The sequence below is a fragment of the Agrococcus sp. Ld7 genome (genome assembly GCF_045064095.1).
Lineage (GTDB): Bacteria > Actinomycetota > Actinomycetes > Actinomycetales > Microbacteriaceae > Agrococcus.
In genome coordinates, this window is the sequence record NZ_JBISGY010000003.1 from 30,426 (window position 1) to 50,430 (window position 20,005).

The following is a 20,005-nucleotide window of genomic DNA, read 5'->3' on the forward strand; positions in this document are numbered from 1 at the left end:
CCTGCCGCGCTCAGCGCTGGATCCCGTCGCGCACGGCTGCCAGCGCTGCCGGCATCGCTGCGGCATCCTGACCGCCGCCCTGCGCCATGTCGGGCTTGCCGCCGCCGCCGCCGCCGAGCGCGGTGGCCGCGGCCTTGGCCAGCGGGCCGGCCGCGACGCCGGCGTCGCGAGCCGACTGGTTCGTGGCGACCACGATCGCCGGGCGACCGTCGACGGCACCGCCGATGGCGACGACCGCGGGCTCGGCGCCGAGTCGCTCCCGCACCTGCGCGGCGAGCGAGCGCAGGTCGTCCTGCGAGCCCACGGCGCCCAGGTCGACGCTCGCCAGGCGGACGCCGCCCACGCGCTCCGCGGCCTCGGCGATCGGCGTCGCGCGACCCGCGAGCTGCTTCGACTCGAACTCGGCGATGCGCTTCTCGGCCGTCTTGAGCGACGCGACGATCTCCTGGATGCGGCCGGGGAGCTGCTCCTTCGGGGTCTTGAGCATGGAGGTCAGCTCGCTCACGAGCGTGCGCTCCGCCACCAGCTGCTCGAACGCATCCGCGCCCACCGCTGCCTCGACGCGGCGCGCTCCCGAGCCGACGCTCGACTCGCTCGTGATCGAGATGAGTCCGATCTGGCTGGAGGCCGCGACGTGCGTGCCGCCGCAGAGCTCACGTGACCACGGTCCGCCGATGTCGACCATGCGCACGGTGGAGCCGTACTTCTCGCCGAACAGCGACATGGCGCCGAGGGCCTTCGCCTCGTCGAGCGGCATGACGCGGGTCTCGACCGGCAGGTCGTCGCGGATCGCGCTGTTCGCGATGCCCTCGAGCTCTTGGCGCATGTCGCCCGAGAGCGGGTTGGTCCACGAGAAGTCGAGCCGCATGTAGCCGGCCTTGTTGTAGGAGCCCGCCTGCACGGCATCCGGGCCGAGCAGCTGCCGCAGCGCCGCGTGCACGACGTGCGTGGCCGAGTGCGCGGTGTTGGCGCCGCGCCGGTAGCGCGGATCGACGACGGCTCGCGCGACGTCGCCGACGGCGATCTCGCCGCTCGTGACGCGCACCGTGTGGCTGATGAGGCCCTGCACGGGGCGCTGCACGTCGAGCACCTCCGCCTCGAACCCGTTGCCGATCAGTCGGCCCTGGTCGCTGTCCTGGCCGCCGGCCTCCGCGTACAGCGGCGTGGCGGTGAGGATGACCTCGACCTCCTGGTCGACGGAGGCGGATGCGACGGTCGCGCCGTCGGCGATGATGCCGATGACCTCACCGTCCGCCTCCAGCTCGTCGTAGCCGAGGAAGGCCGTCTCTCCCCTGCCGCGCAGCTCGGAGTAGACCGACAGGTCGGCGAGCTGCCTGCGACGCGCCTTCGCGTCCGCCTTGGCGCGCGTGCGCTGCTCGCTCATGAGCGACTCGAACGTCGAGCGGTCGACCTCGAGGCCCGCCTCCTCGGCGATCTCCATCGTCAGGTCGATCGGGAAGCCGTAGGTGTCGTGCAGCAGGAACGCGGTCTTGCCCGGCACCACCTGGCTGGAGGAGCTGCGCACATCCTGCATCGCGAGATCGAGCACGGTCGAGCCGGACTCGAGCGTCTTCAGGAACGTCTCCTCCTCTGCGATCGCCATCCGCTCGATGCGCGGGAAGGTCTGCTGCAGATCGGGGTAGGCGATCGACATCGCGTCGTAGCTGGCGCGGAAGAGCGTGGGGAAGGTCGCCTCGTGCACGCCCAGCAGGCGCATCGCGCGAACGGAGCGGCGCATGAGGCGGCGCAGGATGTAGCCGCGACCGTCGTTGCCGGGGGTGACGCCGTCGCCCATGAGCATGAGCGAGGAGCGCACGTGGTCGGCGACCACGCGCATCCGCACGTCATCCTCGTGGTCGGCGCCGTAGCGCCGACCGGAGAGCTCGCTCGCGAGATCGAGCACCGGGCGCACCTGGTCGATCTCGTACATGTTCTGCACGCCCTGCTTGAGGAATGCGATGCGCTCGAGGCCCATGCCGGTGTCGATGTTCTTCTTCGGCAGCTCTCGCACGATCGTGAACTCGGTCTTCGATCGCACATCGGCGATCTCGTCCTGCATGAAGACGAGGTTCCAGATCTCGACGTAGCGGTCGGAGCCTGTGGCCGGCCCGCCGTCGGGACCGTACTCGGGCCCCAGGTCGTAGAAGATCTCGGAGTCGGGTCCGGCGGGGCCGGGCTGCCCGGTCATCCAGTAGTTGTCCTCGAGGCCGAGTCGCTGGATGCGCTCCGCATCGATGTCGGTGACCTCGAGCCACAGCTGCTCGGCCTCGTCATCGGTGAGGTACACCGTCGCCCAGAGGCGCTTCGGATCGAAGCCGTAGCCGCCCGCGTCCTCTGCATTCGTCAGCAGCTGCCAGGCGTAGTCGATCGCCTCGCGCTTGAAGTAGTCGCCGAACGACCAGTTGCCCGCCATCTGGAAGAACGTGCCGTGCCTCGGCGTGCGGCCGACCTCTTCGATGTCGTTGGTGCGGATGCACTTCTGCACGTCGGCGACGCGGGGCCAGGGCGCTGGCACGCTGCCCGACAGGTACGGGATGAACGGCACCATGCCGGCGATCGTGAACATGATCGCCGGATCGTCGCTCACGAGTGACGCGGAGGGGAGGATCGTGTGATCGCGCTGCTCGAAGTGGGCCAGGAATCGGCGGTGGATCTCTGCGGTCTGCATTCGGTCAGGTCTTTCCAGCCCCATCAGGGCCTGACGAACCCGGGCGCGATGCGCCCGGGTTCGAATCGGGTGGTGTCACTCGCCTCGCAGCTCGCGGTCGCGAGACTGGTAGCCATCCTTGACAGCATCGGTGAACTCACGGGAGCGGTCGTCGACACCATCGAGGAACGCCTTGCCCTTCTCGGTCTCCTCGATGCGCCGGGCGGCAAGGACGCCGATCACGACGCCGACGGCCAGGAGCAGGACTTTCTTCACAGCGGGTTCCCCTCGTGTGTCGCTTGCCCCGAGCCGGATCGGCACCGGGGCGAAAGCCAAGTGTAACGACGAAGAGGGGCCGCCACCTGGGCGACCCCTCCTCTCGATCGCTGGATCAGCGAGCGGCGTAGTACTCGACGACGAGCTGCACGTCGGCGACGACGGGCACCTCTGCGCGCTTGGGGCGACGCACGAGGCGCGCCTGCAGGCGGTCGAGCTGCACCTCGAGGTACGGCGGCACCGGGGGCAGCACCTGGGCGTGACCGCCCGCTGCTGCGACCTGGAAGGGCTCCATGCCCTCGCTGCGCTCGTGCACGTGGATCGTCTGACCCTCCTTCACGCGGAAGGACGGGCGGTCGACGCGCTGGCCGTCGACCATGATGTGACGGTGCACGACGAGCTGGCGAGCCTGCGACGTGGTGCGGGCGAAGCCGGCACGCAGCACGAGCGCGTCCAGACGCATCTCGAGCAGCTCGACGAGGTTCTCACCCGTCAGGCCGCGCTGGCGGCGGGCTTCGTTGAAGACGATGCGCAGCTGCGCCTCGCGAAGGCCGTACTGGGCCCTCAGACGCTGCTTCTCGCGCAGACGGACGGCGTAGTCGCTGTCAGCCTTGCGCTTGGTGCGCCCGTGCTGGCCGGGGCCATAGGGGCGCTTCTCGAGGTAACGGGCCGCCTTCGGAGTGAGGGCGACGCCGAGGGCGCGCGACAGGCGCACCTTCGAACGGGAACGGGACTTCGTGGACATGACTTCCTTCGCTGAGTCGCTGCCGCGTGAGCGGCTGTCACGGCGGAATGCCGCGACCTAAGGAGGGTTGCGGGCCCGAGAGCGCAGGACGAAGCCTGCAGGACCGTGGACGAGCCTACCAGATCAGCGCTTGGCACTCAGGATCGCGCGGATGCGCTCCAGGCGCGCCGCGACCTCGCGCTCGAAGCCGTGCTGCCCGGCGTCGTAGTAGCGCACGCCCACGAGCGGGTCGGGAAGGTACTGCTGCGTCGCGACACCGTGCGGCGCATCGTGGGCGTAGCGGTAGCCCCTGCCGTGCCCGAGCCGCTTCGCGCCCGGATAGTGGCCATCGCGCAGATGCATGGGCACACGGCCGAAGTCGCCGGATCGCACGTCGGCGATCGCCGCGTCGATCCCGAGGTAGGCGCGGTTCGACTTCGGCGCGGTCGCGAGGTAGACGGTCGCCTCCGCGAGCGGGATGCGCCCCTCCGGCATCCCGATCATCTGCACGGCGGTGGCGGCGGCGGTCGCGATCACCAGGCCCTGCGGGTCGGCCATGCCGATGTCCTCGCTCGCGAGCACGATGATACGCCGAGCGATGAAGCGCGGGTCCTCCCCCGCCTCGATCATGCGCGCCAGGTAGTGCAGCGCGGCATCGGGGTCGGAGCCGCGCACCGACTTGATGAATGCGGAGATGACGTCGTAGTGCTCATCGCCCTGCCGGTCGTACCGCAGCAACGCCCGGTCGACCGCGCTCGCCACCGCCTCGGCTGTGACCGGGGCAGCGGCATCCGTCGCTCCGGCCGCGTCAGCGGCCTCCAGCGCATGTGCGCCGGCGGCCTCGAGTGCGGTGAGCGCGCGGCGCGCGTCGCCGGACGAGAGCCGGATGAGCTGCGACTTCGCGTCGTCGTCGAGCACGATGCCCGCGCCGAACCCGCGCGGGTCGGCGACGGCGCGGTCGATGAGCTCGGCGATGTCGTCGTCCTCGAGCGGCTCGAGCGTGAGCAGCAGCGAGCGCGACAGCAAGGGGCTCACGACGCTGAACGACGGGTTCTCGGTGGTCGCGGCGATGAGCGTGACCCAGCCCTGCTCGACGCCCGGCAGCAGCGCATCCTGCTGCGCCTTCGAGAAGCGGTGGATCTCGTCGAGGAACAGCACGGTCGACTGGGCGAAGAGGTCGCGCTGGTTCAGCGAATCCTCCATCACCTGTCGCACGTCCTTCACGCCGGCGGTGACGGCGCTGAGTTCGACGAACCTGCGGTCGGAGGTGTGCGCGATCGACTGCGCGAGGGTGGTCTTGCCTGTGCCGGGCGGGCCCCACAGGATGACGCTCTGGCCGCTCGCGCCATCGCCGGGAGCGGCGAGCCGACGCAGCGGCGAGCCGGGCCCCAGCAGGTGCCGCTGGCCGACGACCTCGTCGAGGCTCGTGGGGCGCATGCGCACCGCGAGCGGCGCTGTCGTCCCCCTGGCCATGCCTCCATGCTAGATGCGACCGCTGACGCGGCCCGGTGCTGACGATCGGCTCGCCAGCCGGTAGCGTGATCGACGGCCGCGCCTGGAACATGACAGAGGCACTGCGGCAGGTCCAACGAGGAGAACGTGTGGTCACGAAGCAGGAGCAGGAGCGCCGCGTGCGCGACTATCGCGCACGCAAGACGGTGCACGAGCGCAGGAGGCGTCGGGAGACGCGCGATTCGATCGTCGGCGCGCTGCTCGCGGGCGTCGTGCTGCTCGGCGGCATCGGCATCATCGCGCTGACGAGCCCCTCCGCCGAGCCTGTCGACCCCGCCGCGACCGAGAGCGCGCCGGCGACTCCCGATGCCGCCGACTCCACCGTGCCCGATCCCTCGCTCGCTGAGAATCGCACGTGGACGGGCACGTTGACGATCAACGGCGTCGAGCTCGGCGTCGAGCTCGACGGCGAGGCAGCGCCGCAGGCGGTGTCCGCCGTGCTCAACGACACGCAGGTCGACTTCTACGACGGCAAGACCTGCCACCGACTGACGACCGGCGAGGGCTTCAGCGTGCTGCAGTGCGGCTCGCTCGACGGCACCGGCGCCGGCGACCCGTCCTACCAGTACGGCCCGATCGAGAACGCACCGGCGGACGACGTCTATCCTGCGGGCACCATCGCCATGGCGCGCGCGGGCGGCAACGCCGATTCGAACGGTCACCAGTTCTTCTTGGTCTACGACGACACCACGATCCCCGCAGATGCTGCGGGCGGCTACTCCGTCGTCGGCCAGGTGACCTCGGGACTCGACGAGCTGCGGGAGCAGGTCATCGCCAAGGGCACCGTCGACGACGCCCCGGATGGCGCACCCGCGGAGCCGGTGTCGATCGACGACTTCGTCCTGCAGTAGGACAGCCCTGCAGGGGCCGCGCGTGGCCCCTGCATGGGCTGCATCGCGGTACGCTCGTCGTGCCCGTTCCCTCGTACGAGAGACTCCGTCATGCCTGAGCCCATCCAGCCCACCGACTCCGACTCGCAGCACAGCGCCGACGAAGCAGTCGCGCCCGACGCCGCGGGAGCCAGCGCGGACGCGCAGCCCCAGGCGGAGGAGTCGAGCCCGAGCGCGACTCCCGCCGCTGACGCAGAGGCACCCGCCGCGGAGGCGGAGGCCCCGGCCACCGAGACAGAGGCACCCGCGGCAGACGCTGCCGCACCCGCGGCCGAGGCCGAGGCACCCGCGGCAGAGGCGCCCGCCGCCGAGAAGCCGGCCGCACCGGCCGGCCCCACCATGGGTGAGCACGTCATCGAGCGCGGCGTCGGTCGCGTCGATGCCGCCGGCACCGTCGCAGTGCGCGACGGCGACCAGTGGCGCGTCGTCGGCCAGTTCCCGGATGTGTCACCGGAGGAGGCGCTCGCCTACTTCGAGCGCAAGTTCGCGGACCTCGAGGGCCAGGTGCGCCTGCTCGAGCAGCGCATCCGCGGCGGTGCGAACGCGAAGGATGTCGCCAAGGCCGCGAGTCACCTGCACAAGAACGTCCAGAGCGCCAACGCCGTCGGCGACCTGGCATCGCTGCTCGGTCGCCTCGACGCGCTGCGCGGCGAGCTCGGTGAGCTCGAGCAGCAGCAGCAGGCTGCGAGCAAGGCAGAGGTCGAGGCAGCGGTCGCCGAGCGCACGAGCGTCGTCGAGTCGATCGAGCGGCTGGCAGCCGGCGACCTCTCCGACGTGCAGTGGAAGCAGATGATGCAGAAGGTCGACGCGCTCTTCGCCGACTGGCAGCGGCTGCAGAAGGACGGACCGCGGGTGCCGAAGCAGCAGGCGGATGCGCTCTGGAAGCGCTTCCGCGATGCCCGCAGCACGCTCGAGACCGCGCGTCGCAAGTTCTTCGCCGAGCTCGATGCCTCGCACAAGGACGTCCGCGCCCGCAAGCAGGCCCTTGTCGAGCAGGCGCAGGCGCTCGCGCCGAAGGGTGTCGACGGCATCCCCGCCTACCGCACGCTGCTGGACCAGTGGAAGGCAGCCGGCCGCGCGGGCCGCAAGGTCGATGACGCGCTCTGGGCGCAGTTCAAGGACGCCGGCGATGTGCTGTTCCAGGCGAAGGCCGAGCAGTCGGCGGTCGACGACGAGGAGTTCGCCGAGAACCTGGTGAAGAAGCAGGCGCTGCTGGACGAGGCTGCGCCGATCCTCGAGATGCGCGACCGCACCGCCGCCCGCGACGCCCTGATCCGCATCCAGCAGCGCTGGGACGAGATCGGCCGCGTGCCGCGCGCGTCGCTGCGCGAGGTCGAGGATCGCATGCGCAAGATCGAGACGCACGTGCGCGAGCTCGACGAGCAGCACTGGAAGAGCAACAACCCCGAGCGCAAGGCACGCTCCGAGGGCGTCGCCGGGCAGCTCGAGGAGGCCATCGAGAAGCTCGAGGCAGAGCTCGCCTCCACCACCGACGCCAAGCGCACGTCCGAGATCGAGACCGAGCTGGAGACCAAGCGCTCCTGGCTGAAGGTCGTGGCAGCCGCGGGCTGACGCGCCGCGCCGACACGGCCGGTCTGCGGGGTTACCCCCGGGACCGGCCGTGCTGCGTGAGCCCGACCCGCGCGGCCCCGAACCGGTGCGTCAGCCGGTGGTGATGCGGTAGCCGTCGTACACGCCGTCGATGCGGCGCACGGCGTTCAGCACGCTCTCCAGGTGGGTGACGTCGCCCATCTCGAACGAGAAGCGGCTGATCGCGAGGCGATCGGTGCCGGTGGCGACGCTCGCGGAGAGGATGTTGACGTGGTGCTCGCTGAGCACCCGGGTGATGTCGCTGAGCAGCGCGGCGCGATCGAGCGCCTCGACCTGGATGTTCACGAGGAACAGTCCCTGCGAGCCCGTTCCCCACTCCACCTCGATCATGCGCTCCGGCTCGGTGAGCAGGCTCTGCACGTTCGGGCAGCTGCGCTGATGCACGCTGACGCCCTGGCCGCGGGTCACGAAGCCGACGATGTCATCGCCGGGCACGGGCGTGCAGCACTTCGACAGCTTCACGAGGATGTCGTCGGCGCCGCGCACGAGCACGCCGGAGGCGCTCGATGCGGGCCTGGGCGCTCGCGTGGGGGCAAGCACCGCCGCCGGCCCGTCGTCGGTGGAACCCTCCTCCGCGCGGATGTAGGCGACCACCTTCTCGAGCACCGACTGCGTGGAGACGTGCCCCTCGCCCACGGCCGCGTACAGCCCCGTCACGTCGTCGTGCTTCAGCTGCGCCGCGACCTGCGCGAATGCGTCCCGCCCCATGAGCTTCTGCAGCGGCAGGTCGTGGCGGCGCATCGCCTTGGCGATCGCCTCCTTGCCGACCTCGACGGCCTCATCGCGCCGCTCGCGCTGGAACCACTGGCGGATCTTGCTGCGGGCACGCGGTGACGTGACGAACGAGAGCCAGTCCTGACTGGGGCCCGCGTCGGGGTTCTTCGAGGTGAGCACCTCGACGACGTCGCCGGTGGTGAGCTTCGTGTCGAGCGGCACGAGCTTGCCGTTGATCTTGCCGCCCATCGTGCGGTGGCCGACCTCGGTGTGCACGGCGTAGGCGAAGTCGATGGGCGTCGCACCCGCCGGCAGCCCGATGACCTTCCCCTTCGGCGTGAAGACGTAGAGCTCCTTCGCCCCGATCTCGAACCGCAGGGAATCCAGGAACTCGCCCGGGTCGGTCGTCTCCTCCTGCCAGTCGTTGATGTGCTGGAGCCAGGCCATGTCGGTCGACGAGACTTCGCCGCTGCCGGCGGTGCCCTGCTTGTACTTCCAGTGCGCCGCGACGCCGAACTCCGCTCGGCGATGCATCTCCTCGGTGCGGATCTGCACCTCGACGTGATGCCCACGCGGACCGATCACGGTGGTGTGCAGCGACTGGTAGAGGTTGAACTTCGGCGTCGCGATGTAGTCCTTGAGCCTGCCGGGCATGGGCTGCCAGCGCGCGTGGATCGCGCCCAGCACCGCATAGCAGTCGCGCACCGACGCGACGATCACGCGCACGCCGACCAGGTCGTAGATGTCGGTGAAGTCGTGGCCGCGCACCTGCATCTTCGTGTAGATGGAGTAGTACTGCTTCGGGCGGCCAGCGATGCGACCGCGGATCTTCCCCGCCCGCATGTCCTCGCTCAGCGCCGCCACGACCTCGTCGAGGTAGCGCTCGCGCTCCGGTGCCCGGGCATCCACGAGGTTCTTGATCTCCAGGTACACCTTGGGCTGCAGCACGGCGAACGAGAGGTCCTCGAGCTCGACCTTGATGGTCTGGATGCCGAGCCGGTGCGCGAGCGGCGCGTAGATCTCCATCGTCTCCCGCGCCTTGCGCTGCGCGGACTCGTCCGAGACGAAGCCCCAGGTTCGTGCGTTGTGCAGCCGGTCGGCGAGCTTGATGACGAGCACCCGGATGTCCTTCGACATCGCCACGACCATCTTGCGGACCGTCTCGGCCTGCGCGCTCTGCCCGTACTTCAGCTTGTCGAGCTTCGTGACGCCATCGACGAGCATGGCGATCTCATCGCCGAAGTCGGCGCGGCACTGGTCGAGCGTGTAGGTGGTGTCCTCGACCGTGTCGTGGAGCAGCGCTGCCGCCACCGTGATCGCCCCGATGCCGAGGTCGGCGAGGATCTGCGCGACGGCGACGGGGTGCGTGATGTAGGGTTCGCCCGACTTGCGGTACTGCCCGCGGTGCGCCTCCTCGGCGACGATGTACGCCCGCTGGATCAGCCCCGTGTCGCCCTTCGGATGCTGGGCCTTGACGGCACGGATGAGCTCGTCGATCGCGCCCACTCGGTGCGATCGCGAGAAGAGGAACGGCAGCAGCGTGCGGAAGCCGCTCGGCTGCACCTCGCTCATGCTGTCCCTCCCCTACTGGCTCAGACCACGGCCCCCTGGTCGCGCTTGACCTTGACCTGCTCCGCGCCGATCTCGTCGCCCTGCCTCAGCTGAGCATAGACAGGCGCGGCCACGAAGATCGACGACCAGGTGCCGACGATGGTGCCGATGAACAGCGCGAGCGCGATGTCGCGCAGCGTGCCGGCACCCAGGGCGAACGCGCCGATGAACAGGATCGAGGCGATCGGCAGCGATGCGACGATCGAGGTGTTGATCGACCGCACCAGGGTCTGATTGACGGCCAGGTTGATCTGGCCGAGCATCGTGCCGCCGGAGCCGGGCGCGGTGTTCTCGCGCACCTTGTCGAATACCACCACGGTGTCGTAGAGCGAGTAGCCGAGGATCGTCAGGAACCCGATCACCGCAGCGGGCGTCACCTCGAAGCCGATCACGCCGTAGACGCCGGCCGTCACGAGCAGGTCGAACGCCAGCGAGGAGAGCGCCGCGAGCGACATCTTCCAGGTGCGGAAGTAGATCGCCAGTACGAGCGAGACGACCGCGAGGAAGACCACCAGCGCGATGAGCGCCTGCCGCGAGATGTCCTGCCCCCAGGACGGGCCGATGAACGAGAACGCGACGTCGCCGGTCTCGACGCCGTACTGCTCTGCCAGCGCGCCGCGGATCTCTGCGGCCTGCTCCTGCGAGACCTCGTCGGTCTGCACGCGCACCGTGTCGGTACCGAGCGTTGCGACGCGCACCGCGCTGTCGGGCACGATGCTGTCGAGGGTCTCCTGCACACCCTCGGTGGACGCCGACTCGAGCCCCGCGACGCGGAACTCGCTGCCGCCGGTGAACTCGATGCCGAACGTGAAGCCGCCGCGCACGATCGTGCCGAGCGCCAGCACGATCAGGATGACGGCCGTCACGGTGAACCACAGCTTGCGCTTCGGGACGACCGGCACCGAGCGCTGCCCGGTGTAGAGCTCATTGCCGATGGTGGTCAGCGATGCCATCAGGACTCCTTGCCCGTCGTCGCAGCAGCGGCCTTGCGCTCCGCGATGGTCTGGCGCCGCTGCGCCTCCTTGGCGGACTTGCCGCCCTTGCCGCCTGCCATGACGGGCTCGCGGAACTTCGCGCGGCCGCGGTATACGGCGCCGAGCTCATCCGGGTTCAGCCCCGAAAGCCGGTGGCCGGAGGAGAAGAACCTGGTGCGAGACAGGATCCGGAGCAGCGGGTGCGTGAACAGCGCGACGACCACGACGTCGATGAAGGTCGTGATGCCGAGCGTGTACGCGAAGCCGCGGACGTTGCCGACCGACAGCAGGAACAGGATCACGGCGGCGAGGAAGCTGACCGCATCCGAGATCAGGATCGTGCGGAAGGCGCGGCTCCAGCCGGTCTCCAGCGCGCTCGAGAGGTGCTTGCCCTCGCGAAGCTCATCCCTGATGCGCTCGAAGTAGACGATGAACGAGTCGGCGGTGATGCCGATCGCGATCACCAGTCCCGCGATGCCCGCGAGCGAGAGGCGGTAGCCCTCGGTGCTCGAGAGGAACGTCACGACCAGGTAGCTGACGGTGCCGGCGATGAGCAGCGAGAAGATGACCACCACACCGAGCGCCCGGTACTGCAGCACCGAGTAGCCGATCACGAGCAGCAGGCCGATCAGACCCGCGATGAGCCCGGCCTGCAGCTGGCTGGCGCCGAGCGTGGGCGAGATCGTCTCGTTCGACTGCACCTGGAAGCTCACGGGCAGCGCACCGAAGCGCAGCTGGTCGGCGAGCGACTGTGCCCCCTCCTGGGTGAATCCACCGGTGATCTGCGCCTTGCCGTCGGTGATGATCGTGTTCGACGTGATCGACAGCAGCACGCTCGAGTCGAGCACGACCGCGAACTGATCGGTCGGCTCCGGCAGGCCAGTGATGGCGCGCGTCACGGCCTCGAAGGCCTCTGGACCCTCGCCCGAGAACTCGACGTTGATCGCCCAGCCGCCCGTCGCCTGCCCCTGCTGGTTGACCGCGGGGGTCGACTGCGCGTCGGCGATGTTCGCACCGTCCACGGCGACGGGGCCGAGGATGTACTTCGCCGTCTCGTCGGTGGAGCAGGTGAGGAACGGCTGCTCGGGGTCCGCCACCTGGGTCGGGTCGACATCGCTGCACTGGAAGGCCGCGAACTGGGCCTGCAGAGCGGGCGTGACCCATGCCTGATCCCACGGATCGGTGGGCTCGGGCGACGACGACTCCTCGACCGGCTCGGCCGGCGGCGGGGTCGAGCCGTCAGCGGTGGCCGGCGCTGCGGCCAGCACCGGGCGGAACTCCATCTTGGCGCTCGCCTGGATGCGCTGCAGCGTCGCCTGGTCGGGCTCGCCCGGCAGCGCCACCACGATGTTGCGGCCACCCTGCGTGGTGATCTCGGTCTCCGAGATGCCGGACGCGTCGACGCGCTGGCGGATGATCGCGACGGCCTGGTCGAGCTGCTCCTGCGAGATCGAGTCGCCCTCGGCGAGCTTGGGCTCGAGCACGATCTGCGTGCCGCCCTCGAGGTCGAGCGCGAGCTGCGGCGTCCACGCCCCGCCGCCGAACTGGACCGCCGCGAAGTTGACGCCGATCAGACCGGCGATGAGCACAGCCAGCCAGATGAGGACGCGCGCGCCCCGGGTACGAGCCTTCGCCACGGCTCAGGCGCGGTCGCGGGGCTCGCCGGCCTCGCCAGTGTCGTCAGCAGCCTCGTCGGTCAGCTCCGGCTGGTCGTCGACCACGCGCGCGAGCGTCTGACGGTGCACGCGGATGATGGTGCCGGGAGAGATCTCGATCAGCGCCTCGTTGCGCTCCTCGTCGATCTCGCGCAGCTCGCCGAAGAGGCCGAAGTTCGTCATCACCTCTGCCCCAGGGATCATCTGGTCCTGCAGCTGCGAAGCCTGCGCCTTGCGCTTCTTGTTGCTGCGGAACATGAAGAAGATCATCGCCGCGAGGACGACCAGCATGATGATCGTCAGCGGGTCGAAGGGCAACCCTGACTGGGCGGTGGCGGTCGTCTGCAGGAACAGCATCGTCTGAAGGGGCCTCTCGGGGTGGTTCGTCCAGCGCATCTGCGCCAGGACCAATCACCCATCATACCCCGTCGAGCGTCGCGTCCCCGTTGCCGCTTGCCGTGTCGGCCCGCACGTGGCGCATGCCGGTGGGCGTGGCGATCCTGCCGCGCGGCGTGCGTCCGATGAGGCCCTCCCGCACCAGGAACGGCTCGACCACCGACTCGATGGTGTCCGCCTCCTCGCCCACCGCTGCGGCGAGCGTCGAGAGGCCGACCGGCCCTCCGCCGAAGCGGTGCGCGATCGCGTGCAGCACCGCGCGGTCGATGCGGTCGAGCCCCGCTGCATCCACGTCGTAGAGGTCGAGGGCAGCGCGCACGCCGTCCAGGTCGCTCGAGCCGGCGTGCACGAGCAGCCAGTCGCGCACGCGGCGCAGCAGCCGGTTCGCGATCCGCGGCGTGCCGCGGGAGCGCCCCGCGAGCTCCGCGAGCGCAGCGGGCTCGATCCCCAGATCCATGAGCCGCGACGATCGGGCGAGCACGCGCTCGAGGTCGTCCGTCTCGTAGAACTCCAGGTGGGCGGTGAAGCCGAAGCGGTCGCGCAGAGGGGCCGGCAGCATCCCGGAGCGGGTCGTCGCGCCGACGAGCGTGAACGGCGCGAGCTCCAGCGGGATCGACGCGGCGCCGGCGCCCTTCCCGACCATGATGTCGATGCGGAAGTCCTCCATCGCGAGGTACAGCATCTCCTCGGCGGCGCGCGACATGCGGTGGATCTCGTCGATGAAGAGCACCTCGCCCGGCACCAGCGCCGAGAGCACCGCGGCGAGGTCGCCCGCGTGCTGGATCGCCGGTCCCGAGGAATGACGGATGGGTCTGCCCGTCTCCACGCCGATGATGGTCGCGAGCGTCGTCTTGCCGAGCCCGGGGGGGCCAGCGAGCAGGATGTGGTCGGGCGCCCGGTCCTGCAGGCGCGCTGCGTGCAGCAGCACCTCCAGCTGCCCCTTGACCCTGGGCTGGCCGATGAACTCCTGCAGCGTCGTGGGGCGCAGCGCGCCCTCGAAGGCGAGCTCGTCCGGTGTCGCACCCGGATCGATCAGCGGGTCGGTCACTGCCGGGCTCCCGGGCCGAGGATCGCCAGGGCCGCGCGCAGCAGCGCACCGGTGGTGCCGACGGCGTCGGGAGCGGCGACGGCGGCGCGCTCGATGGCGTCCGCGGCGGTGCGCTCCGGCCATCCGAGGCCCGTGAGCGCGGTGAGCACGTCGGCCCGCGCATCCGATCCCTTGGCCGTCGCGCGAGCCGCGGGCGCCGCGAGCTTGCCGCTCAGCTGCAGGATGAGCAGCTTCGCGGTCTTGGGGCCGATGCCGCTGACCGCCTTGAATGCGCGCTCGTCCTCCTCCTCCACGGCGCGAGCGAGCGCGTCCGGCGTGAGGTGCGCGAGCACGCCGAGCGCCGACTTCGGCCCGACGCCGGACACGCCGATCAGCAGCTCGAAGACGCCGAGCTCGGCCTCGCTCTCGAAGCCGTAGAGCGAGAGCTCGTCCTCGCGCACCACCAGGTGCGTGTGCAGCGAGACCTCGCGGCCGGCCGCGGCGGCGAGCGAGCACTGGGGCGTGACCGAGACCGCGTAGCCGATCCCGCCGACGCCCACGACGAGACGCTGCCCGCGGGCGGAGAGGACGGTGCCGTCGAGCCTGGAGATCACCACGTCAGCCTAGGCGGCGCCCGCACGATACGGTGGGTACCGACACCCCTGCACTGCGAAACGGAGTCCCATGAACGTCACCACCGTGCTGACCTTCCTGCTGGCGATGGTCCTCTTCGTCGGCGGCCTGCTGCTCATGGGCTACGCCTTCGACACGCCCGGCCTCGAGCTCATCATGTTCTCCGCCGGTCTCATCACGCTCTTCATCGCGTCCGCCGTCCCGGTGCTGCTCTGGCGCGCCGAGCACCGCCGCTCGCAGCAGTAGTCTCCTCAGCCGCGCCCACCGCGACCGGAGCGCGCGCTGGCCTCGGCCGCGGCCCACGCGCGCTGGGCTGGGGTCACCGCTCCTGCGCTGCGCGTCACCCGCTGCGGCCGCCAGCCCTCCGCGATCGCGATCGCGAGGGCATCCGCCGCATCCGCGGGCTTCGGCGCCGTGTCGAGCCGCAGCAGGCGCCGCACCATCTCGCCCACCTGACGCTTGTCGGCGGCTCCGTAGCCGGTGACGGCGGCCTTCACCTGGGTGGGCGTCAGCAGCGAGATGGGGATCTCGCGCTCGGCCGCCGCCCGCAGCACGATGCCCGAGATCTGCGCGACGCCCATGACGCTGCGCAGGTTCGCCTGGGCGAAGACCCGCTCGAGCGCGATCGCATCGGGTCGGTGGGCGTCGATCGCCGCTTCCACGCCGCGGCCGATGCGCAGCAGGCGCAGTTCGATCGGCTCATCCGCGACCGAGCGCAGCACCTCCACGTGCACCAGGCTCGGCGTGCGCTGCACGACGTCGATCACGCCGACGCCGCAGCGCGTCAGGCCCGGGTCGACGCCGAGCACGCGCACCGACCCCGGCACGGGCGCTACTCGTCGTCCTCGTCGAGCTGCGCCTGCACCTCTGGGGTGACGTCGACGTTCGCGTAGACATTCTGCACGTCGTCGCTGTCCTCGAGCGCATCGATGAGGCGGAAGACCTTCCGCGCGGTCTCGGCGTCGACCTCGACCTTGAGGTTCGGCACGAACTCGACATCCGCCGAGTCGTAGTCGATGCCGGCGTCCTGCAGCGCGGTGCGCACGGCGACCAGGTCGGTCGCCTCGGAGATGATCTCGAAGCCGCCCCCGCGATCGGTGACCTCCTCCGCGCCGGCGTCGAGGACCGCGAGCAGGATGTCGTCCTCGGTGACGTCGTCGGTCTTGGTGACCGAGACGACGCCCTTGCGGTTGAAGTTGTAGGCGACGGAGCCGGGGTCCGCCATCGTGCCGCCGTTGCGGGTCATGGCCGTGCGCACCTCGGCGGCCGCGCGGTTGCGGTTGTCGGTGAGGCACTCGATCATGAGCGCCACGCCGTTCGCGCCGTAGCCCTCGTAGAGGATCGTGGCGTACTCGATCGACTCACCCGTGAGGCCAGCGCCGCGCTTGATGGCGCGGTCGATGTTGTCGTTGGGAACGCTCGTCTTCTTCGCCTTCTGCACGGCGTCGACGAGGGTCGGGTTGCCGCTCATGTCGGCACCGCCGATCTTGGCCGCCACCTCGATGGTCTTGATGAGCTTCGCGAACGACTTGGCACGGCGGGCGTCGATGACGGCCTTCTTGTGCTTCGTGGTCGCCCACTTGGAGTGTCCGGACATGGTGCTTCCTGATCGCGGGTCGGGGTCGCCCCATCCTATCCGGGCGGCGGCTGAGCCATCAGGCACGCACGCCGGCCGCGCGCAGCTCCAGGTCGGCGAGCGCCTCGAGCGATCGGGGGTCGGCGCTGCGGAACGCGCCGACCGGATCCGGCACCGCCCGCAGCACGCGTGCCGTCGGCTGCGCCACGAGCGCGCGCAGTGCGAGCAGGTCGCGGCCTTGAGGCGTCTGCGCCAGCTGCCGGCTGGCACGCGCCCGGGTGACGAAGCGCAGCCGCGGCAGCCACCAGACCAGCACCACCAGCAGCAGCGGCAGCAGCCAGAGGGCGGTGCCGACGGTGCCGGCGAGCGTCTCGACGCCGGCGCGCAGGGTGGAACCGGCCTGCGCGAGGTCACCGGCGGGTGCCGCAGCGTCGCGGAAGGGCTGGGCGACGCCGTCGCCGATGAGCGGCACCTGCGCGAGCGCATCGCCCGCATCCGTCATGGTCGTGGCGAAGCCGGTACCGGCATCCTCGATCTGGGTGCCGAAGGCACCCAGCGATGCGATCGCGTCGCGCACCTGCTGCGAGATCCAGATGGCGATGACGACGGTGGCGATGGAGACCAGGTCGCCGACCGCCTGCCAGATCGCGCGGACGGGTCGGCTGGAGTAGAGCTGCACGGTGCCGATTCAACCAGGGCTCGTGAGCGATGGCGCCGCGGCGCAGCCGATCAGGCGGGCGCCACCCGTGGCTTCGGCCGCTGGCCCACGAGGATGCCGGCGCCGATCACGACCACGGCCCCCAGCACCTGCCAGAGCCCCAGCTGCTCCCCCAGCACGACGACGCCGAGCGTGACGGCGACCACCGGGATCAGGTAGGTCACCGTCGCCGATACCGTCGGCCCGACGGCGCGGACGACCTCGAACTGCAGGATGTAGGCGACCCCCGTGCCGACAGAGCCGAGCGCGAGCACCGCGAGCATCGCCAGCGGCAGCGCATCCGGGTCGCCTGGAACGGCGACGGGAGACCATCCCTCGACCGCGCTCCAGCCGAGCAGCGCGACGAGCGCCATCGGCAGGCCCAGGATCATGATGGCAGTGGGATGCGCGAGACCCGGCACCTCGCGGTGCGCGAGCAGACGCCGGTTGAGCGTCCAGCCCACGCCGTAGGAGGCGCCGCCCAGCACGGCGATCCCGAAGCCGAGCAGGTCGGGACCGGAGTCGCTCGTCCATGGCTGCGCGATGAGCACGACACCGGCGAGCCCGAGCAGCACCGCCAGCAGCTTGCGGGTGGTGAGGCGGTCGCTGGGCAGCAGCAGCAGCGCGAACAGCACCGTCGCGACCGGCGTGATGGCGTTGCCGAGCCCGGCCGCCGCAGAGGACACGCGCGTCTCGGCGACCACGAACGCCGTGAACGGCAGTGCGGTGAGGAAGAGCGAGCACACCGCGAGCAGTCCCCAGGTGCCGACGTCCTTCGGCAGCCTCGAGCGTGTCGCCAGCGCGAGCAGCACGAGCGTGACGGCCGCGATGCCGATGCGCAGCGTCGCGATCTGCATGGGGTGCAGCGCCTCCAGCCCGACCTTCATGAGCAGGAACGACGAGCCCCAGATGACAGCGAGCGAGATCCACAGCACCTGCCAAGGGACGCGACCGAGCGCCGTCATCGCCGCCACCCTGCGGCCGCGACCGTCACGGGCGCGGGCCGGCTACGCGGTCGAGGAAGCGGCGGTGGAACCGAACCTCGCCGTCGACCTCGGGGTGGAAGGCCGTCGCCAGCAGCACGCCCTGCTCGACAGCCACCACGCGACCACCGGCGCGCGCCAGCACCTCGACGCCCTCACCGACGCGCTCGACCGCCGGCGCGCGGATGAACGTCGCGTGCACGGGCGCGGAGCCCAGCACGGGCACGTCGAGCTCGGCCTCGAAGGAGTCGACCTGGCTGCCGAAGGCGTTGCGCCGCACATCGATGTCGAGACCGCCGAAGGGCAGCTGCGTCGGCAGGCCGTCCAGGATCCGATCGGCGAGCATGATCATGCCAGCACAGGTGCCGTAGACAGGCATGCCGTCGCGGATGCGCGCCACGATGGGCTCGCGCAGGTCGAACAGCCGGGCGAGCTTGTCGATCACGCTCGACTCGCCGCCGGGCAGCACGAGGCCATCGACGTCGGCCAGCTGGGCGGGCGTGCGCACGAGCGATACGTCGGCGCCCAGCGATGCGAGCACGGCCACGTGCTCGCGCACGTCGCCCTGCAGCGCAAGGACGCCGACGCGGCTGCCGCCGCGTCGGCCGATCACGGCTACCAGCCGCGCTCTGCGAGGCGGTGCGGCGCCGGCAGGTCTGCCACGTTGATGCCGACCATCGCCTCGCCGAGGCCCCTGGAGGCATCCGCGATCGCCTTGGGGTCCTCGAACGCCGCCGTCGCCTTGACGATCGCCGCCGCGCGCGCCTCGGGCTGGCCCGACTTGAAGATGCCGGAGCCCACGAACACGCCGTCGGCGCCCAGCTGCATCATCATCGCCGCATCGGCAGGCGTCGCGACACCGCCGGCGACGAAGAGCACGACGGGCAGCGAGCCGCGCTCGGCCACCTCGGCGACGAGCTCGTAGGGCGCCTGCAGCTCCTTGGCTGCCACGAACAGCTCATCCTTCGACAGGCTCTGCAGGCGACGGATCTCGCCCTTGATCGTGCGGATGTGCTTCGTGGCCTCCGACACGTCGCCGGTGCCGGCCTCACCCTTCGAGCGGATCATCGCCGCGCCCTCGGTGATGCGGCGGAGCGCCTCGCCCAGGTTGGTGGCGCCGCAGACGAACGGCACCGTGAAGGGCCACTTGTCGATGTGGTTGACGTAGTCGGCGGGGCTCAGCACCTCGGACTCGTCGATGTAGTCGACCTCGAGCGCCTCGAGCACCTGCGCCTCGACGAAGTGCCCGATGCGCGCCTTCGCCATCACCGGGATCGAGACCTCCGCCTTGATCGCATCGATCAGGTCGGGGTCGGACATGCGCGCGACGCCGCCCTGCGCGCGGATGTCGGCCGGCACGCGCTCGAGCGCCATGACGGCGACGGCGCCGGCGTCCTCGGCGATGCGGGCCTGCTCTGCCGTGACGACGTCCATGATGACGCCGCCCTTCAGCATCTCGGCGAGACCCCGCTTGACGCGTGCGGAGCCGGTGGTGGATTCAGTCATGGTGTGTCTCTCGTGCGGGTCGGCGGCTGGCGGATCAGGCGGGCCAGGCGGCTTGGATGTCCTGGCGCATGTCCTCCAGCAGGATGGGCAGCGCCTTCGTCTTCGCGATGATCGGGAAGAAGTTCGAGTCCAGGCTCCATCGCGGCACGATGTGCTGGTGCAGGTGGTCGGCGATGCCGGCGCCCGCGATGCGGCCCTGGTTCATGCCGATGTTGTAGCCCTGGCAGTTCGTCACCTGGGACAGCACGCGCATGGCGGTCTGCGTCAGCACGGCCATCTCCGCGACCTCGTCGGTCGTCGCCTGGTCGTACATGCCGACGTGACGGTAGGGGCACACCATCATGTGGCCGGTGTTGTAGGGGAAGAGGTTCAGCAGCACGAAGCATGTCTCGCCGCGCGCGACGATGAGCCCCTGGTCATCGCTCAGCTCCGGCGCCCGGCAGAACGGGCACGCGTGCTCATCGGGCATCTGACCCTGCTGGATGTAGACCATCCGGTACGGCGTCCAGAGCCGCTGGAAGTGGTCCGGCACCCCCGGCAGTTCGCTCGACATCTGCGTCGGCGCGCCCCACG

The 20,005-nt window shown here is 70.5% G+C and carries 20 protein-coding genes; 3 read left to right on the forward strand and 17 right to left on the reverse strand.

Going from position 1 to position 20,005, the window contains the following annotated elements:
* Positions 1 to 10 precede the first annotated feature (10 nt).
* The 4 genes from alaS to ACJJVL_RS01730 all read right to left on the reverse strand — a co-directional run bounded on the left by alaS (position 11) and on the right by ACJJVL_RS01730 (position 5,120).
* Complete coding sequence (gene alaS / locus ACJJVL_RS01715; RefSeq protein ID WP_405216361.1) at positions 11 to 2,668, reverse strand: alanine--tRNA ligase; 2,658 nt, start codon at positions 2,666 to 2,668, stop codon at positions 11 to 13.
* A gap of 75 nt (positions 2,669 to 2,743) precedes the next feature.
* On the reverse strand, positions 2,744 to 2,923 hold the full coding sequence (locus ACJJVL_RS01720) for a hypothetical protein (protein ID WP_347757364.1): 180 nt from the start codon (positions 2,921 to 2,923) through the stop codon (positions 2,744 to 2,746).
* A gap of 115 nt (positions 2,924 to 3,038) precedes the next feature.
* Positions 3,039 to 3,668 carry a 30S ribosomal protein S4 gene (rpsD, locus tag ACJJVL_RS01725; RefSeq protein WP_405216364.1) on the reverse strand — a complete coding sequence of 210 codons (630 nt, stop codon included), beginning with the start codon at positions 3,666 to 3,668 and terminating at the stop codon, positions 3,039 to 3,041.
* A gap of 123 nt (positions 3,669 to 3,791) precedes the next feature.
* Positions 3,792 to 5,120, reverse strand: coding sequence for a replication-associated recombination protein A (locus tag ACJJVL_RS01730; protein WP_405216366.1), 1,329 nt, complete (start codon positions 5,118 to 5,120; stop codon positions 3,792 to 3,794).
* Positions 5,121 to 5,248: 128 nt separating this feature from the next.
* Between ACJJVL_RS01730 and ACJJVL_RS01735 the strand changes: the two genes are divergently transcribed.
* Positions 5,249 to 6,010 (forward strand): peptidylprolyl isomerase, encoded by a 762-nt coding sequence (locus ACJJVL_RS01735; protein ID WP_405216368.1) that lies wholly within the window; start codon positions 5,249 to 5,251, stop codon positions 6,008 to 6,010.
* Positions 6,011 to 6,100: 90 nt separating this feature from the next.
* Positions 6,101 to 7,621, forward strand: a complete 1,521-nt coding sequence (locus tag ACJJVL_RS01740; RefSeq protein WP_405216370.1) for a DUF349 domain-containing protein — start codon at positions 6,101 to 6,103, stop codon at positions 7,619 to 7,621.
* Between the two features lie 90 nt (positions 7,622 to 7,711).
* On the opposite strand, the gene ACJJVL_RS01745 is transcribed toward ACJJVL_RS01740, so the two are convergent.
* From ACJJVL_RS01745 to ruvA, 6 genes are all read right to left on the reverse strand, one after another.
* Positions 7,712 to 9,946, reverse strand: coding sequence for a RelA/SpoT family protein (locus ACJJVL_RS01745; protein WP_405216372.1), 2,235 nt, complete (start codon positions 9,944 to 9,946; stop codon positions 7,712 to 7,714).
* 20 nt (positions 9,947 to 9,966) lie between these two features.
* A complete protein-coding gene (gene secF, locus ACJJVL_RS01750) occupies positions 9,967 to 10,938 on the reverse strand; it encodes a protein translocase subunit SecF (protein ID WP_405216374.1) in 972 nt (323 codons plus the stop codon).
* Positions 10,938 to 12,596, reverse strand: coding sequence for a protein translocase subunit SecD (secD, locus tag ACJJVL_RS01755; protein ID WP_405216376.1), 1,659 nt, complete (start codon positions 12,594 to 12,596; stop codon positions 10,938 to 10,940). The genes secF and secD overlap by 1 nt, the downstream gene beginning before the upstream one ends.
* A 3-nt stretch (positions 12,597 to 12,599) precedes the next feature.
* Positions 12,600 to 12,971 (reverse strand): preprotein translocase subunit YajC, encoded by a 372-nt coding sequence (gene yajC / locus ACJJVL_RS01760; protein WP_405216378.1) that lies wholly within the window; start codon positions 12,969 to 12,971, stop codon positions 12,600 to 12,602.
* Between the two features lie 61 nt (positions 12,972 to 13,032).
* Entirely contained in the window at positions 13,033 to 14,058 is a 1,026-nt protein-coding gene (gene ruvB, locus ACJJVL_RS01765) for a Holliday junction branch migration DNA helicase RuvB (RefSeq protein ID WP_405216380.1), read from the reverse strand.
* Entirely contained in the window at positions 14,055 to 14,651 is a 597-nt protein-coding gene (gene ruvA, locus ACJJVL_RS01770) for a Holliday junction branch migration protein RuvA (RefSeq protein WP_405216382.1), read from the reverse strand. The genes ruvB and ruvA overlap by 4 nt, the downstream gene beginning before the upstream one ends.
* A 70-nt stretch (positions 14,652 to 14,721) precedes the next feature.
* On the opposite strand from ruvA, the gene ACJJVL_RS01775 reads away from it, so the two are divergent.
* On the forward strand, positions 14,722 to 14,916 hold the full coding sequence (locus ACJJVL_RS01775; protein WP_405216384.1) for a hypothetical protein: 195 nt from the start codon (positions 14,722 to 14,724) through the stop codon (positions 14,914 to 14,916).
* A 5-nt stretch (positions 14,917 to 14,921) separates the two neighbouring features.
* On the opposite strand, the gene ruvC is transcribed toward ACJJVL_RS01775, so the two are convergent.
* From ruvC to ACJJVL_RS01810, 7 genes are read right to left on the reverse strand one after another with little or no spacing between them, the layout of a single operon-like run.
* A complete protein-coding gene (gene ruvC / locus ACJJVL_RS01780; RefSeq protein WP_405216386.1) occupies positions 14,922 to 15,497 on the reverse strand; it encodes a crossover junction endodeoxyribonuclease RuvC in 576 nt (191 codons plus the stop codon).
* A gap of 5 nt (positions 15,498 to 15,502) precedes the next feature.
* The gene (locus ACJJVL_RS01785; protein WP_405216387.1) at positions 15,503 to 16,267 is read right to left on the reverse strand and encodes a YebC/PmpR family DNA-binding transcriptional regulator; all 765 of its coding nucleotides are present in this window, start codon (positions 16,265 to 16,267) and stop codon (positions 15,503 to 15,505) included.
* Between the two features lie 58 nt (positions 16,268 to 16,325).
* Positions 16,326 to 16,925, reverse strand: coding sequence for a hypothetical protein (locus ACJJVL_RS01790; protein WP_405216389.1), 600 nt, complete (start codon positions 16,923 to 16,925; stop codon positions 16,326 to 16,328).
* 50 nt (positions 16,926 to 16,975) lie between these two features.
* Complete coding sequence (locus tag ACJJVL_RS01795; RefSeq protein WP_405216391.1) at positions 16,976 to 17,908, reverse strand: DMT family transporter; 933 nt, start codon at positions 17,906 to 17,908, stop codon at positions 16,976 to 16,978.
* A 25-nt stretch (positions 17,909 to 17,933) separates the two neighbouring features.
* Complete coding sequence (gene pdxT, locus ACJJVL_RS01800) at positions 17,934 to 18,539, reverse strand: pyridoxal 5'-phosphate synthase glutaminase subunit PdxT (protein ID WP_405216393.1); 606 nt, start codon at positions 18,537 to 18,539, stop codon at positions 17,934 to 17,936.
* Between the two features lie 2 nt (positions 18,540 to 18,541).
* Positions 18,542 to 19,432: a pyridoxal 5'-phosphate synthase lyase subunit PdxS gene (pdxS, locus tag ACJJVL_RS01805; RefSeq protein WP_405216395.1), complete on the reverse strand. Its 891-nt coding sequence runs from the start codon at positions 19,430 to 19,432 to the stop codon at positions 18,542 to 18,544.
* Positions 19,433 to 19,466: 34 nt separating this feature from the next.
* Positions 19,467 to 19,985 (reverse strand): HIT family protein, encoded by a 519-nt coding sequence (locus ACJJVL_RS01810; protein WP_405216405.1) that lies wholly within the window; start codon positions 19,983 to 19,985, stop codon positions 19,467 to 19,469.
* Positions 19,986 to 20,005: the final 20 nt, after the last annotated feature.